Source organism: Microbacterium sp. Ag1, assembly GCF_001005635.1.
Classification (GTDB): Bacteria; Actinomycetota; Actinomycetes; order Actinomycetales; family Microbacteriaceae; genus Microbacterium; species Microbacterium oxydans.
The window spans coordinates 1-13,999 of record NZ_LBCR01000031.1; the positions used below are offsets into that span (position 1 = coordinate 1).

The following is a 13,999-nucleotide window of genomic DNA, read 5'->3' on the forward strand; positions in this document are numbered from 1 at the left end:
CTGCCTGGACATCACAACTAGGCGGCGGCGATCCAGAGCACGGCGCCGTCGCGCCAGCCCAGACCGGCCCTACCCTCAGGGATCGGCTCCTCGTGCCGCGGGCGGACGACGCGCATCCGCTTACCCGCAAGCTCCACGATGTAGACGATGTCGGCGCCGCGGTAGACGTGCGCGACGACCTCGACGCTCACCGGGGCATCCGCACCCACGACGGGGGAGAGGCGCAGGTCCTCCTGGCGGAGCACCACTTCTCCCGCTCCATCGGGACCGGCGCCGGTCATCGGCACCCGGATCGTGGTGCCGTCGAGGGTGGCCACCGCTCCGGAACGGGTCGCCGGAAGCAGGTTCGCCGCGCCGATGAAGTCGGCGGCGAAGGGGGTGCGGGGAGCACCGTAGAGCTCGGCGGGTGCGCCCTCCTGCTCGATCACGCCCGCGTTCATGAGCACGATGCGGTCGGAGAGGCTCATCGCCTCCTCCTGGTCGTGCGTGACGAACACGGTCGTGAGCCCGAGCGTGCGGTGCAGTTCCTTCAGCTCGACCTGCATGTCCTCACGCAGACGGGCGTCGAGGTTCGACAGCGGCTCGTCGAGCAGCAGTACGCGGGGCTCGAACGCGATGGCACGGGCCAGAGCGACGCGCTGCTGCTGTCCGCCCGAGAGCTGCGCAGGCATCCGATCGGCGAGGTGGCCCATCTGCACGCGCTCCAGCGCCCGCACGGCGAGCTCCTTCTGCTCGGCCTTCGACTTCTCGCCGGACATCCGCAGGCCGAAGCGCACGTTCTCGGCGACGCTCATGTGCGGGAAGAGCGCATAGCTCTGGAACATCATGCCGAGGTGCCGCTTCTCGGGCGGGAGCTTGGTCACATCCTGCCCCGCGATCTCGATCGTGCCGCTCGTCGGCGACTCGAGGCCCGCGATGCAACGCAGCAGCGTCGTCTTCCCGCACCCCGAGGGGCCGAGCAGGGAAACGAACTCTCCGGACTGCATGGAGAGATCGATGCCCTTGAGCACCGAGGTCCCCTTGAAGTCCTTGGTGAGTGAGGTGATGGTGAGTGTTGTCATCAGACGAACAACCTTCCCAGGCCGATGATGCGTTCGAGCACGATCATGAGGACGACGGTGAGCAGGACCATCAGGGTCGAGACGGCCGCCACGGTGGGCGACGTGCTGAACTCCAGCTGGCCGTAGATGGCGATGGGCAGCGTCTCCAACTGCGGGGTGCGCAGGAAGAGGGCGATGACCGCATCGTCGAACGAGATGTTGAAGGCGAAGAAGGCGCCGGCCGCGATACCGGGACGGGCGATGGGGAGCACGACCAGGCGATAGCGATTCCAGGTGCTGGCGCCGAGGGTGCGCGCCGCCTCTTCCGTGAAGTGGTCGGCGCGGGTCATCACCCCGGTCACGGTGCGCATGACGTAGGGGATGGCGATCACCACATGGATCGCGATCAGCACACCCACGTTCGGCGCCCCGATCGTGAGGGACGAGATGGACAGCGCCCCGATCGCGAGGATGATCGTGGGGATCGTCAGCGGCGACATCAGCAGACCCTGGATGGCGGCACCGCCGGGAACATTGAAGCGCGTGAGCGCGAGCGCAGCCGCGGTGCCGACGGAGGCGGCGACGATCGCGACCGTGACGCCGACCAGCAGGCTCAATCGGAACGGCTCGAGGTAGGTGTCGGAGGTGAGCGCCTCGACGTACCAGTCGAGGGTGAAGCCCTGACCGGGGAACGTCAGGAAGCGGTTCTCTCCGATGGAGGCACCGGCGACCACCATGAGCGGCACGAGCATGTAGAGCGTCACGACGACGCCGAGGATGATGGCGAGGACCCTGCCGAGGATCGGAACGGAACGGACCATGGTCACACCTTCTGCTTCCCGAGTCGGGACGTGGCCGCGAGCACGAGCATGACCCCGGCGAACAGCAGCACGGCCTGCGCGGCCGCGAACGACCAGTCGAGGTTGGTGGTCGCATCGATGTAGATCGTCTGGGCGAACACCGGGATCTGCGCTCCGCCGATGAAGCGCGGGGTGATGAACGAGCTCACCGAGAGGACGAACACGAGCGAGGCGCCGGCCACGATGCCGGGGATCGCGAGGGGGAGGACGACGTGCCACAGCGTGCGCCAGAACCCGGCACCGAGGGTGCGTGCGGCTTCTTCGAGCTGCGGGCGGATACCCGAGATCACGCCGAGGATGCTGAGCACCGCGAACGGCAGGAGCACCTGGACCATCGCGATCACGACGCCGGTCTCGGTGCCGAGGAAGCCCTGTGTGCCCCCCACGAGGAACTCGGCCCCGGGGATCTTCATCAGCAGCCCTGACGGGCCCATCAGGACCACCCAGCCGAACGTGCGGACCACGACGCTGGTCATGAGGGGCAGGATGACGACGATCAGCAGGAAGGAGCGCACCTTCGAGCCGGCGCGTGCCATGACGTAGGACAGCGGGATGGCGATGATCAGCGTGATCACCGTCTGGATCACCCCCAGGCGGAGCGAACGGAGCGCCGCCTGGAGGTGATATTCACTCGTGAACAACCGGGTGAAGTTGTCGAGGGTGAACCCGCCTGCCGACGACTGCACGCTCATGAGGAGCATGCCGGCCACCGGGGTGACGAAGGCGAGCGCGAGCAGCACGATCGCCGGCAGGAGCAGGAGCCAGGGCTCCCTACGGGTTCGCACACTCATTTGGTGATCAGCGCATTCCACTCATCGGTCCAGGCCGGTCGCGAAGCCGCGACGTCGCCGGGAGCGTAGACGACGACCGTCTCGAGCTCGTCGCCCGTCAGCACGTTGTCAGCGGCTTCGTCGGAGAGCTCGGTCTTGGTGTTGACCGGCGAGTACCGCATGTTCTCCGCGAAGACGGCCTGCGCTTCGGGGCGCAGTTCGAAATCGATGAAGAGCTTCGCGAGGTCGGGGTTGTCCCGGCCTTCGACCACGTTCGCCGTGATGAGAGAGGCGGTGACGCCCTCTTCCGGGACGATGAACTCCACCGGAAGGCCCGCGTCCTGCAGCGTGCCGGCGTAGTCCATCGCGTACGGTGCGAGCCACGTGTCGCGCTGTGCGAACGCGGTCTGCAGATCGGGCGAGGTCGGGACGACGATCGCGTCACCCGACGACGCCAGCGCACCCAGGTCGGTGATCGCCTGCGAGGTGTCGTCGATCCCGCCGCCGAGGGCGTCCGCGACACGGAGCATCGAGAGCACGCCGTACGTGTTCGAGAAGTCCGTGAGTGCGACGTGACCGGCGTAGGCCTCGTCGAACAGGTCGAGCCACGAGGTGGGCGCAGGAGCGTCGGCCTCGGTGTTGTAGACGAGTCCGATCGGTGCGAGCTGGATGACCGGGCCTTCACCGCGCTCGAGCCCGGCGGTCGCCAGGTCGATCAGGTCGCCGGTCTCGGAGAGGTCATCCGCGGCGATCGGGGCGATGAGCCCCTGCTCCGCAGCGGTGAATTCCTGCCCGCCGGAGAAGTGCACGACATCGATCTGCGGGCTCGCCTTCTGGGCGGTGACCTGCGCGAGGGCGTCGGCGCTGTACAGCGTGATCAGCTCGACCTTGGCGCCGGTCTCCTCCTCGAAGGGATCGACGACGGCCTCGATGAAGGCCTTCTCCCAGTCGCCGCCGAACGACGTGACCACGATGGTCTCGCCGGCGAACTCCTTGTCGCCGCCCGACGCTGCGGTGTCGTCACCGGTCGAGCATCCGGCGAGGACGAGGGCACCGGTGGCGACGAGCGCTCCGGCGGTGAGGATTCTTCGGGTATTCATGCACTGCTCCTTCGGGATGGGTCCAGCACTGAGTGAACGCCTTAGACCAGGCGTCCGATGGTGAGCTGCTTCGCTCCGTCGATGCGGATGGCCGCGCTCTCCTTGGCGAACTCGGCGAGTCCTTCGGTGATGCCGCCCCAGATGTTGACGGGTGTCCATCCGAGCGGGCCGAGAGTACGGGCACCACGATCGTAGAAGACGCCGATCTCGTACCACTCGAACGGCAGGCCGCCCATCTGCATGGGACGCTGCCAGTACCACTGCAGGTCACCCGGCGCCGGCACGACCTGCTGGTTCTCGAACGGTACCTTCTCGGGGTCGAAGTTCTGCGCCTCCTCGGGAAGGCCGACCATGACCTCGGGGCCTGCGTACATGGCGTGCATCGCCTGCATGGTGACCGGCTTCTCCAGCGCACCCCACATGGCCTCGCACGTGCGAGGGGCGAGGTCCTCGAACAGGGTGGCGACGGCGCGGACGCCGTTCTCGTACTCGAGGAAGACCTGCTTGGTCATCGTGTTCCTTTCTCTGCCGCGGGGTGTTCCGCTGCTCTTTCACGGGCGGCCGAGACGAACGCCGCGAACAGCGGCATCTCCTCTGCGGCCTCATCGGGGGCGATCATCTTCTCGGGGTGCCACTGCACAGCCCAGAACGGCCAGTCGCCGTCGGCCTCCACTGCTTCGATGATCCCGTCCGGTGCCCAGGCGACCGGGCGGAGGCCGGGTGCGGGGGCGTCGATCGACTGGTGGTGGATGGTGTTCACGGTCCGCTGTCGGGTGCCGTAGAGCGAGGCGAGGCGACTGTCCTCGGCGAGGAGGACCGGGTGCCGCGCCGCGAGCTGCTGGTCGGCGCCGCGCACCGGCTCGTGGTGCTCGGTGGCCGGGATGTCGACGAGGAGTGTGCCCCCGAAGGCGATGTTGCTCACCTGGAGCCCGCGGCAGATCGCCAGGACGGGGATCCCCCGGCGCCGAGCACCGAGTGCGAGCGCGATCTCATAGCCGTCGCGGGAGGGGTCGTAGTTCTTCCCCTCCTGCGGCTCGGCACCGTAGCGGGAGGGGTGCACGTCCTCGCCACCGGAGAGCACGAGCCCGTCGAGGCGGTCGAGCACCTCGTCGACCCCCGCCGTGGGAGGCAGCAGCACGACCGCACCGCCGGCCGCCTCGACGGGAGAGGCGTACTCGGTGCCGAGGGTGTGCGCCGGGCGACCGCTGCCCAGGTCGGTGTCGATGGAACGGCGCCAGGTGGTGATGCCGATGAACGGGCGGGTCACGAGAGCTCGATCCACGTGGTCTTCAGGTCGGTGAACTTCTCGAGGGCGTGCAGGCTCTTGTCCCGTCCGAAGCCCGACCCCTTGACGCCGCCGAAGGGGATCGTCATGTCGCCCTCCTCGAAGCAGTTGACCCAGACCACGCCAGCCCGGAGCCGCCGAGAGAGGGTGTGGACGGCGTTCAGATCGTTGCTCCAGAGCGCCGCGGCGAGGCCGTACTCGGTGCCGTTGGCGATGGCGAGCGCGTCTTCCACGTCGTCGTAGGCGATGACCGAGAGCACGGGTCCGAAGACCTCGCGCCGGGCCACCTCGTGCGCGGGCGTGACGCCGAGCACGACGGGGGCGAAGTAGCTGCCGCCGTCGACGGCCTGGAATCGCTCGGCGCTGCCGGCGGCCAGCTCCGCGCCCTCGGCCTGGGCGCGCTCGACGAAGCCCGCGATGCCCGCGAGCTGCTTCTCGCTCACGATCGCCCCCATCGAGGTGGACACGTCGAACGGGTCGGCGGGAAGGCTCGTGCGGGCGACCTCGGCGGCGATCTCCAGGGCGAGGTCGCGCTGGGAACGCGGTACGAGCAGCCGAGAGGATGCCGTGCACATCTGGCCCTGGTTGTAGAAGCAGCCGTCCGCGGTGGCGCGGACAGCACGCTCGAGATCGGCGTCCGGCAGCACCAGGCTCGCGGTCTTGCCGCCGAGCTCGGGCCAGACGCGCTTGCCGTTCGACGCGGCCGAGTAGCCGAGGAACATGCGGCCGACCTCGGGTGAGCCGGTGAAGGTGACGACGTCGACGTCGTGGTGCTCGCCGAGTGCGCGACCGGCGACCTGCCCGGTGCCCGGTGTGACGTTGAGTACACCGGCGGGGATGCCGGCCGCGTGGGCGAGCTCGGCCAACCGGAGTGCGGAGAAGGTCGTGTGCTCCGCAGGCTTGAGCACCACGCTGTTGCCGACCGCGAGTGCCGGGGCGAGCTTCCAGGCGGTCATGGTCAGGGGGAAGTTCCATGGCACGACGGCCGCGACGACGCCGGCCGGTTCGCGGGTGACGAGCGCGAGGCTGTTCGGGGCGGTGACGGGCATCTCGTCGAGCACCTTGTCTGCCGCCTCGCCGTACCAGCGGAAGCAGTTGACGACGGCGCGGAGCTCGGTCTGCAGCGCCTCGCGCACGGGCTTGCCCATCTCGAGGGAGATCGTGAGGGCGAGTTCTTCGGCGTTGTCGTGGATCTTCTGCGCGAAGGCGATCAGCAGCTGGCCACGCTCCCTGGGGGCGATGCGCGACCAGGCGCCCGAGTCGAAGGCCGTGCGAGCCGACCGGACGGCGCGGTCGACGTCGGCGACGGATGCGGTGCTGATCGGCGGAAGGGCACGACCGTCACGGGGGCTCACCGGGATGAGGGGTGCAGCCGAGCCCTCCTCCCACACGCCGTCGATGAACATGCGCGTGCGCAGGGGCAGGGTCGCGACGCGATCCGCCCAATCGTCTCCAGTAGCCGTGAACACGGTGATCCTCTCCAGGGGTGATGGCCCTGGAGAGGATACTTGCTCTATTTCGCCACTAGGTCAAGCTGTTAAGAACGATCTCGCCATTTCGTTACATGTCAGTAACAGAATCAGACTATAAGCGGATCGCGCCGGTCGGCATATCGTTGGCCAGCGCTTCGGGTGCCTCATCGACGATCAGCGATCCGCGCAGCACCGGAGTGATGACCACCAGCGACTCCACGACTTCGAGGCCCTCGTGACCGGCCACCGCCGGGCCCGTGAGGAAGTCGTAGAACTCATCGGCGTCCTTCACGAGCACGTTCGCGAGCAGCTGTGAGGTGCCCGTGGTGGCGGCGATGAACTTGACCTCGGGCGCGGCCGCCAGAGCCGTGCCGACCTTCTCGAGGCGCGCCATCGGCACCCGAAGCCACACGAGCGCCTCGAGGCCCAGTCCGAACAGACTCGGCACGACCTCGGTGCGCGGATGCATGAGGCCTCGACGGCTCAAGGACTCCATGCGACGCCGCGTGGTCGTCACGTTCAGACCCAGGGAGCGGGCGAGCTGAGCCACCGGCATCCGCCCGTCCTTGAGCAGCAGTCGGATGAGGGCCTCCTCGTCCTCACTCAGGGAGTCGGCGGGATCGACCTCGGAGCCGGAGGACTCGTCGAGCATGCGGGCCTGCTCGTCGCTGAGAACCCCTGCACGCCAGTCGTGCCCCGACCGGAAGAACTTCAGCACCGTCGTGACATTGATCGAGTCGATGCCCTCGAGCTCGGGGAAGTCGGTGAACAGCAGCTCGCGGATCGAGGCGTCATCGTGAGGGAGCAGCATCCCGGCGATGTCGCTGCTGCCCTCGAGCACCGAGACCGAGGAGGCATCCGCGCGCCGGGCCAGGGTGCGCGCGACCTGCCACAGCGCGTGGGGTTCCGTCGTGATGCGGAAGAGCACTGCGCGGGCATGGAGAACGCGGGCGGGATCGACGTATGTGGAGACCCGCACCAGTCCGCGGTCGAGCAGCCGTTGCCCTCGCCGGGCGACCGTGCGCTCGGGCAGGTCGACCACGCGGGCGATCTCACCCCACGACGCGCGGCCGTTCACCTGCAGAGCCGCGGCGACGATCCGATCGGTCTCGTCGGCCATCACATCGTTCGCGGGCACGTGCTCTCCTTCACCGGGGACTCGGTGGAAGGTTATCTCAGTCGGCGGTGCCGTCGCGTGGCGGGAAGGGCTGGGTGGCTGGGGGGGGGCTGGGGCGGAAACGGAGACGATCCGAGCAGCGCAGGGCGTGTCGCGGAGCGAGGCGCCGGGTGCAAGCCCATGGATCTGGGTTTTCACCGGCTTCAGCGGCTGGGAGAGGGGCGCCGCCCGGGGTCGAGGCCCGGACGACGCCCCCTCTCGGACTACTCCGCCTCGGTCGTGTCCACCGTGGCGTGCCGGCGACGGCGGCGCATCGCGAACAGGCCGAGGCCCGCGGCGAGGAGCACGACGGCAGCGGCGATGTAGGGAAGGCTGTCGGCTCCCGTGGTGGCGAGGTCGCCGCCGGTGGAGCCGCCGTTACCTGCGGATCCGCCGTTACCCGCGGAACCGCCGTTACCCGGTGTCGTCGCTCCGCCACCGGACGCGGCCGTGACGCTCAGAGCTGCAGTGGCCTCGGTGCCGTCGGGCTGGATCACGGCGAGCGTGTGCGCACCGGCCGGAGTGTTCGCCGGGATGGTCACCGTGCGCTGGAACGAGCCGTCCGCACCGGCGGTCGCCGTGCCCAGCTGCACCGGGTCGGAACGCAGCTCGAGCCGCAGCTGAGCGCCCTCTGCGAAGCCGCTGCCCGTCACCGTGACCGTGCCACCGGCCTGCACGGATGCCGCGCCGAGTTCGACCTTCGCCGGAGCCTCGGGCTCGGGGGTGACCGGAGGTGTGACGCCGGCCTCGGTCACCCACTTCTCGCCCGCATCCGACTTGGTCACCGTGAACGTGTCGTAGACGGCACCGACGGGGAGGTCCGTCGTGGCGTCCGGCTGCTTCTCGGCCAGGTACGACCGGTAGACCAGCTGATTCTTCGAGACGTCGATCACCTGGTAGGTCGTCACGCCCTGACCGCGCAGCACCTGGGTGGCGCCGTTGTTGGTCCAGACGTTCTTCTCCGGCGTCTCCAGGTCGTAGTGCTTCGCGCCCGAGTTCGAGACGACGTAGACCGGGCCCGTGGTGAGGCCGGGGGTCTCGGTCGCGTCGGTGTTCACGTATCCGCGGGCGTACGTGTGGTCGTGTCCCATGAGAACCAGGTCGATGTCGTTGCGCTGGAAGACCGGCAGCCACTCGGCGCGGAGGATGGGCTCATCGCGCCCGGCCGAGGCCGAGAACACGGGCTGGTGGAACGTGACGACGTTCCACTTCGACGGGCTGTTCTGCAGCAGCAGGTCGAGCCATGCACCCTGGAAGCGCGTCCACAGGGTGCCGATCTGCGACGAGGGGCACTCCGCCCCCGTGCACGACGGGAGGCCGGCCGGGGTGAGGAACGTCGTGTCGCGAGTGGCGTTCAGGGTGATGAAACGCACGCCCTGGTAGTCGGTGTAGTACGCGGTCTCTGCGGCGAACGAGCTCCAGTGGTCGAAGAACGCGCGGTACTGCTGCGCGACCTCGGAGTCGCCCTTCGCCAGGTTCGCGAGTTCGCCGATGGAGCTGGTCGACGGGTTGTTGCGCGGGTACTCGAACGCCGCCTTCCACGCCGTGAGCAGCTTGTCGCCGGAGTACTCGTGGTTGCCGGGGGCGGCCATCACGTTCGTACGGACGGCCGAATCCTTCATGCCCTTGAACCAGTTGACCCACTCGTTCTCGTTGCTCGACGTGTTGATCAGGTCACCCGCGTGCACGGAGCCGATCGAGCGGGGAGCCTGCGCCTCGGCCTGCTTCACGACGCTCGGCCACGTGGTGTCCAGACCGATCTGGGCGTCGCCGTAGTAGATGAACTGGAAGTCGGTCGCGGACGGATCCGCGGTGCGGAAGGTGAACCAGTCGCTCCAGCTTCCGGGCAGGCCGACGCGGTAGCGGTACTCGGTGGCAGCGGTGAGACCCGTCACAGTGGCCGAGAAGTGCTTGTTCGGGTTGCCGTTCACGACACCCGCGTCGTACGCGTCGACCGTGCGGGTCTCTCCGCCGGCGGACGGGGCGATCTCGACCTGTCCGACCGTGTGCGAGGCGTCGCCTGCGAGCCAGGAGAACGACTGCGAGACGGCCGGCTGTTCGGTCGGGGTGAGGATGACGCGCGTCGGGGGTGCGACGACCGGAGTGCCGGGTGCTGAGGCCTTGACGAGGGTCAGCGACGACATGTCGAAGAAGATGTCCGAGCTCGACGCCCGGTCCTGGAAGAGCGACACCGCGATCGTGTTGGTGCCGTCGTGCAGGAGGGTTCCCTCGGCGCTGAACGTGCTCGTGAGCGGGTCGCCGTTGCCATCGCCCGCGTACTCGACGTTGGTGGTGTCGGTGATCCTGCCGTCGACGTAGCGGGCCACCTCCTGGCCGTTGATCCACACGATGATGGCGTCGTCGTAGGTGATGGTGCTCTGCAGGGCGGCGACCTGCTCGGCGACGCCTGCCTCGAGCTCGAACGTCGTGCGGAAGAAGTAGGTCGGCACGGTCGGGGCCGCCGTGCCGTCGAGGTAGTGGTTGAGCAGGGTCTTGGGCGTCTGCGGGCCGACCGGTGCGAGCTTCCCGCCCTTGGCGCCGAACGAGCCCGGAGCCGTCTTCCACGCGCTGTCGTCGTAGGCAGGCAGTGTCCAGTCGCGGAGGGCTGCGGGTGCGGGAGACGGGTCGGATCCGTCGTCGAGGTAGTGCCAGGCGGTGTCGCCGGTGATCAGTGAGCCCGTCGGCACTTCGGGGTCGGGGGCGGCAAGAGCCGCGGGGGCGACGACGGCGCCGCCGAGCAGGGCGAGGAGCGCGACGGACGTCAGTCCGCGACGCCGCCACCGCACCGCAGGGGTGGGGGAGGTCATGTCAGTCCTTCGAGGTGGGGTTCCGTGCTCAGCCGCACGGGGCCCCTCCACCCCATCGAAGCGGGATGACCGGGCGCTGATCTCCTGGCGACAGGAAGGTGAACTCCGTTCACGATGAGCGCCGGGCCGAAACGGAGACCGACTGCGCGGGGAGCGGTGTGTCGAGGGATGGCGCGCCGGCGCGCGGACGGATGGTCGGGGTTTTCGCCGGGGCGGGAGACGGCCCCGGCGCGGACGGCTCGCCCCGGTACGCTGGAACCCATGCTCAACATGGCTGACGGCCTCGCTCGTCTCGGTGCGCTCGCCGAGAACCCGGTCGTCCGCACCCTGGCGACTGCCTTCGACGAAGCGGGCTTCGACCTCGCGGTCGTCGGCGGTCCGGTGCGTGATGCCCTGCTCGGCCGTGACACGCACGATCTCGATTTCACGACGAACGCGTCCCCCGACGACATCCTGGCCATCGTCACGCCCATCTCCACCGCGCAGTGGGACATCGGTCGCGCGTTCGGCACGATCGGCGCACGCGTGCAGCGTGAACAGGTCGAGATCACGACCTATCGCGCGGACAGCTACGACGGTGTGACCCGCAAGCCCACCGTGGAGTTCGGCGACACCATCGACGGCGACCTCGTGCGCCGCGACTTCACCGTGAACGCCATGGCGCTGCAGGTGCCGTCCGTGAAGCTCGTCGACCCGACCGGCGGGGTGGAAGACCTCATCGCCGGCGTCCTGCGCACGCCGGCGGATCCTCGGGTGTCGTTCGGCGACGACCCGCTCCGGATGCTGCGCGCCGCTCGCTTCAGCGCCCAGCTCGGCTTCCAGGTCGAGGAGGCGACGGCCGCGGCGATCACCGAGCTGCGCGAGACGCTGAAGATCGTCAGCCCCGAGCGCGTCCAGTCCGAGCTGGTGCGCCTCATGCAGACCGACGACCCGGTGCGCGGCATCCGCGTGCTGGTGAACACCGGGCTGATCGACGAGTTCCTCCCCGAAGTGACCGAGCTGCGCCTCGAAGTCGACGAGCACCACCACCACAAGGATGTCTACGAGCACTCGCTGACCGTGCTCGCCCAGGCCATCGAGCTCGAGCACTCCCGTCATCCCGGAGCCGTACCGGATGTGCCGCTGCGCATCGCCGCGCTGCTGCACGACATCGGCAAGCCGCGCACGCGCAAGCTCGAGGCCGGGGGCGTCGTCACGTTCCACCACCACGACGTCGTGGGTGCGCGGATGGCGCGCAAGCGGCTGCAGGCGCTGCGTTTCGACACCGAGACCACGAACGCCGTGGCCACGCTCATCGAGCTGCACCTGCGCTTCTTCGGCTACGCCGAGGGGGCGTGGACGGACGCAGCCGTGCGCCGCTACGTGCGCGACGCCGGCGACCTGCTGGAACGCCTGCACATCCTCACCCGTGCCGACGTGACCACACGGAACAAGCGCAAGGCCGGCCGTCTCGCGAGCGCGTATGACGACATCGAGTCGCGCATCGCCGCGCTCCGCGAGCAGGAGGAGCTCGACGCGATCCGCCCGGAGCTCGATGGCAACCGCATCCAGCAGGTGCTCGGGATCGGACCAGGCCGCGAGGTCGGCGAGGCCTATCGGTTCCTGCTCGACCTGCGCCTGGACGAGGGCGTGCTCGGGGCGGATGTCGCCGAACAGCGCCTGCGCGAGTGGTGGGCTGCGCGCGATTGACCGCGCACAGTGACCGCGCTCGGTGGCCGCGCTCGGTGGCCGCACTGTGGTGGCCGAACTGTGGCGGCTCAGACCAGGGGCGAGGTCACGATCGCTGCACTGTCGGGCGGCAGCGTCACGAGCGAGTCCTCCCGACGGAACCCCGACGTGGAAAGCAGCACCCTGGTGCGGGCTCCCACGTCGAACGCCTGCGACGTCGATGCGAGGTTGACCACCACGGAGAGGTCTCCGCGGTCGATGCGGTAGACCCGCCGTTCGGGCGTGCCGTCGGTCTCTCGGACCTCCACCGCGGTGTGCGTGGAGTCGGGGTCGGTGAGGCCGGGCCACTCTCTTCGCAGCGTCACGAGGTCGCGGTACAGGTCGAGCATCCGCGCGTGCTCCGGATCGTCGAGCTCGCTCCAGTCGAGGTGGGAGCGGGCGAACGTGTCGGGGTCCTGTGGGTCGGGCACCGCATCCGGATCCCACCCCATGCGGGCGAACTCGGCGGTCCGCCCCTCGGCGACGGCGCGGCCGAGCTCGGGTTCGGGGTGCGAGGTGAAGAACTGCCAGGGGGTGGACGCACCCCACTCCTCGCCCATGAAGAGCATCGGAGTGCCGGGGGCGGTGAGGGTCAGGACCGCAGCGACGGCCAGGCGATCCGGAGAGAGGGTGGCGGAGAGGCGGTCGCCTGCCGCGCGGTTGCCCACCTGATCGTGGTCCTGCGCGAAGGTCACGAGTCGCCACGTCGGCACTTCGGGTGGGATCGGCGCGCCGTGGGGACGTCCGCGGAAGGACGAGAACGTGCCGTCATGGAAGAACCCGTGCTCGGTCACCTTCGCCAGGGCATTCTCCGCGGCGAAGTCGGCGTAGTAGCCGCCGGTCTCCCCCGTGAGGGCCACATGGACGGCGTGGTGCCAGTCGTCTGACCACTGCGCGGTCAGGCCGTAACCACCGGCCTCACGGGGCAGGATGAGCGTCGGATCGTTGAGGTCGGACTCGGCGATCAGGGCGAGCGGACGATCGAGCTGCACCGACAGCGCGTCGACGCGTTCGGCGAGTTCGCGGAGGATGTGCACAGGGCTCTGATCGTGCAGAGCATGCACCGCATCGAGACGCAGCCCGTCGACATGGAAGTCCTGCAACCACATCAGGGCGTTGTCGAGGATGTAGTCGCGCACAGCCGGTTCGTCGAGGTTGATCGAGTCGCCCCACGCCGTGCTCTCGCCCTCGCGCAGGTAGGGGCCGAACAGGGGCAGGTAGTTGCCGCTCGGACCGAGGTGGTTGTAGACCACGTCCTGCACCACGGCGAGCCCGTGCGCGTGCGCGGCATCCACGAACCGCTGGTACGCGGCAGGGCCCCCGTACGCCTCGTGCACCGCGTACCAGAGCACTCCGTCGTAGCCCCAGTTCCAGCGCCCGTTGAAGGCGTTGACCGGAAGCAGCTCGACGTGTGTCACCCCCAGGTCCGCCAGGTGAGGCAGGCGCGTGATCGCGGCGTCGAGCGTCCCCTCCGGCGTGAACGTGCCGAGGTGCAGTTCGTAGACCAGGCCTCCGGCGAGCTGCCGTCCCGCCCATCCCGCATCGCTCCAGGCGAAGTCGCCGACGTCGAGCGCCGCGGATGCCGCGTGCACACCGTCGGGCTGTCGGCGAGAGCGCGGATCCGGCCGCAGCTCGGGATCGTCGTCGAGGAGGAACCCGTAGCGTTCGCCGGTTTCGAGCTCGTCGCCGGCTCGCCACCATCCGCCTGACGCCGGATCGAGATCGGTCTGCGTCGTGCTGCCGTGTCGAGAGGTTCGTCTCAGCCGCACCCTGCTCGCCTTCGGTGCCCAGACCTCGATCAT

11 protein-coding genes are annotated in these 13,999 nt (G+C 69.0%); 1 reads left to right on the forward strand and 10 read right to left on the reverse strand.

The annotated features are described in order from the left end of the window. Positions 1 to 17: 17 nt before the first annotated feature. The 9 genes from AAY78_RS11685 to AAY78_RS11725 form a co-directional block, all read right to left on the reverse strand. On the reverse strand, positions 18 to 1,061 hold the full coding sequence (locus AAY78_RS11685) for an ABC transporter ATP-binding protein (protein ID WP_046748491.1): 1,044 nt from the start codon (positions 1,059 to 1,061) through the stop codon (positions 18 to 20). Further along, a complete protein-coding gene (locus AAY78_RS11690; RefSeq protein WP_046748492.1) occupies positions 1,061 to 1,861 on the reverse strand; it encodes an ABC transporter permease in 801 nt (266 codons plus the stop codon). Before AAY78_RS11690 ends, AAY78_RS11685 begins: the two co-directional genes overlap by 1 nt. Positions 1,862 to 1,863: 2 nt before the next feature. Then, complete coding sequence (locus AAY78_RS11695; protein ID WP_046748493.1) at positions 1,864 to 2,691, reverse strand: ABC transporter permease; 828 nt, start codon at positions 2,689 to 2,691, stop codon at positions 1,864 to 1,866. Then, complete coding sequence (locus AAY78_RS11700) at positions 2,688 to 3,770, reverse strand: ABC transporter substrate-binding protein (protein ID WP_046748494.1); 1,083 nt, start codon at positions 3,768 to 3,770, stop codon at positions 2,688 to 2,690. The genes AAY78_RS11695 and AAY78_RS11700 overlap by 4 nt, the downstream gene beginning before the upstream one ends. Positions 3,771 to 3,811: 41 nt before the next feature. Then, a complete protein-coding gene (locus tag AAY78_RS11705) occupies positions 3,812 to 4,282 on the reverse strand; it encodes a DUF3830 family protein (protein ID WP_017829890.1) in 471 nt (156 codons plus the stop codon). After that, a complete protein-coding gene (locus AAY78_RS11710; RefSeq protein WP_197077694.1) occupies positions 4,279 to 5,037 on the reverse strand; it encodes a gamma-glutamyl-gamma-aminobutyrate hydrolase family protein in 759 nt (252 codons plus the stop codon). The genes AAY78_RS11705 and AAY78_RS11710 overlap by 4 nt, the downstream gene beginning before the upstream one ends. Then, entirely contained in the window at positions 5,034 to 6,524 is a 1,491-nt protein-coding gene (locus tag AAY78_RS11715) for an aldehyde dehydrogenase family protein (protein WP_046748495.1), read from the reverse strand. Before AAY78_RS11715 ends, AAY78_RS11710 begins: the two co-directional genes overlap by 4 nt. A gap of 115 nt (positions 6,525 to 6,639) precedes the next feature. After that, positions 6,640 to 7,665, reverse strand: coding sequence for an Lrp/AsnC family transcriptional regulator (locus AAY78_RS11720; protein ID WP_046748496.1), 1,026 nt, complete (start codon positions 7,663 to 7,665; stop codon positions 6,640 to 6,642). 242 nt (positions 7,666 to 7,907) lie between these two features. Further along, on the reverse strand, positions 7,908 to 10,490 hold the full coding sequence (locus AAY78_RS11725) for a fibronectin type III domain-containing protein (RefSeq protein ID WP_046748497.1): 2,583 nt from the start codon (positions 10,488 to 10,490) through the stop codon (positions 7,908 to 7,910). Positions 10,491 to 10,751: 261 nt separating this feature from the next. On the opposite strand from AAY78_RS11725, the gene AAY78_RS11730 reads away from it, so the two are divergent. Further along, positions 10,752 to 12,179: a CCA tRNA nucleotidyltransferase gene (locus tag AAY78_RS11730; RefSeq protein WP_046748498.1), complete on the forward strand. Its 1,428-nt coding sequence runs from the start codon at positions 10,752 to 10,754 to the stop codon at positions 12,177 to 12,179. A gap of 68 nt (positions 12,180 to 12,247) precedes the next feature. On the opposite strand, the gene treZ is transcribed toward AAY78_RS11730, so the two are convergent. Continuing rightward, complete coding sequence (gene treZ / locus AAY78_RS11735) at positions 12,248 to 13,999, reverse strand: malto-oligosyltrehalose trehalohydrolase (protein ID WP_046748499.1); 1,752 nt, start codon at positions 13,997 to 13,999, stop codon at positions 12,248 to 12,250.

Bases quoted from the DNA above. Each gene is read 5' to 3' on its own strand.
- AAY78_RS11705 (WP_017829890.1), bottom strand. From the start codon at position 4,282: ATGACCAAGCAGGTCTTCCTCGAGTACGAGAACGGCGTCCGCGCCGTC.
- AAY78_RS11725 (WP_046748497.1), bottom strand. From the start codon at position 10,490: ATGACCTCCCCCACCCCTGCGGTGCGGTGGCGGCGTCGCGGACTGACG.
- AAY78_RS11700 (WP_046748494.1), bottom strand. From the start codon at position 3,770: ATGAATACCCGAAGAATCCTCACCGCCGGAGCGCTCGTCGCCACCGGT.
- treZ (WP_046748499.1), bottom strand. From the start codon at position 13,999: ATGATCGAGGTCTGGGCACCGAAGGCGAGCAGGGTGCGGCTGAGACGA.
- AAY78_RS11690 (WP_046748492.1), bottom strand. From the start codon at position 1,861: ATGGTCCGTTCCGTTCCGATCCTCGGCAGGGTCCTCGCCATCATCCTC.
- AAY78_RS11685 (WP_046748491.1), bottom strand. From the start codon at position 1,061: ATGACAACACTCACCATCACCTCACTCACCAAGGACTTCAAGGGGACC.
- AAY78_RS11730 (WP_046748498.1), top strand. From the start codon at position 10,752: ATGCTCAACATGGCTGACGGCCTCGCTCGTCTCGGTGCGCTCGCCGAG.
- AAY78_RS11695 (WP_046748493.1), bottom strand. From the start codon at position 2,691: ATGAGTGTGCGAACCCGTAGGGAGCCCTGGCTCCTGCTCCTGCCGGCG.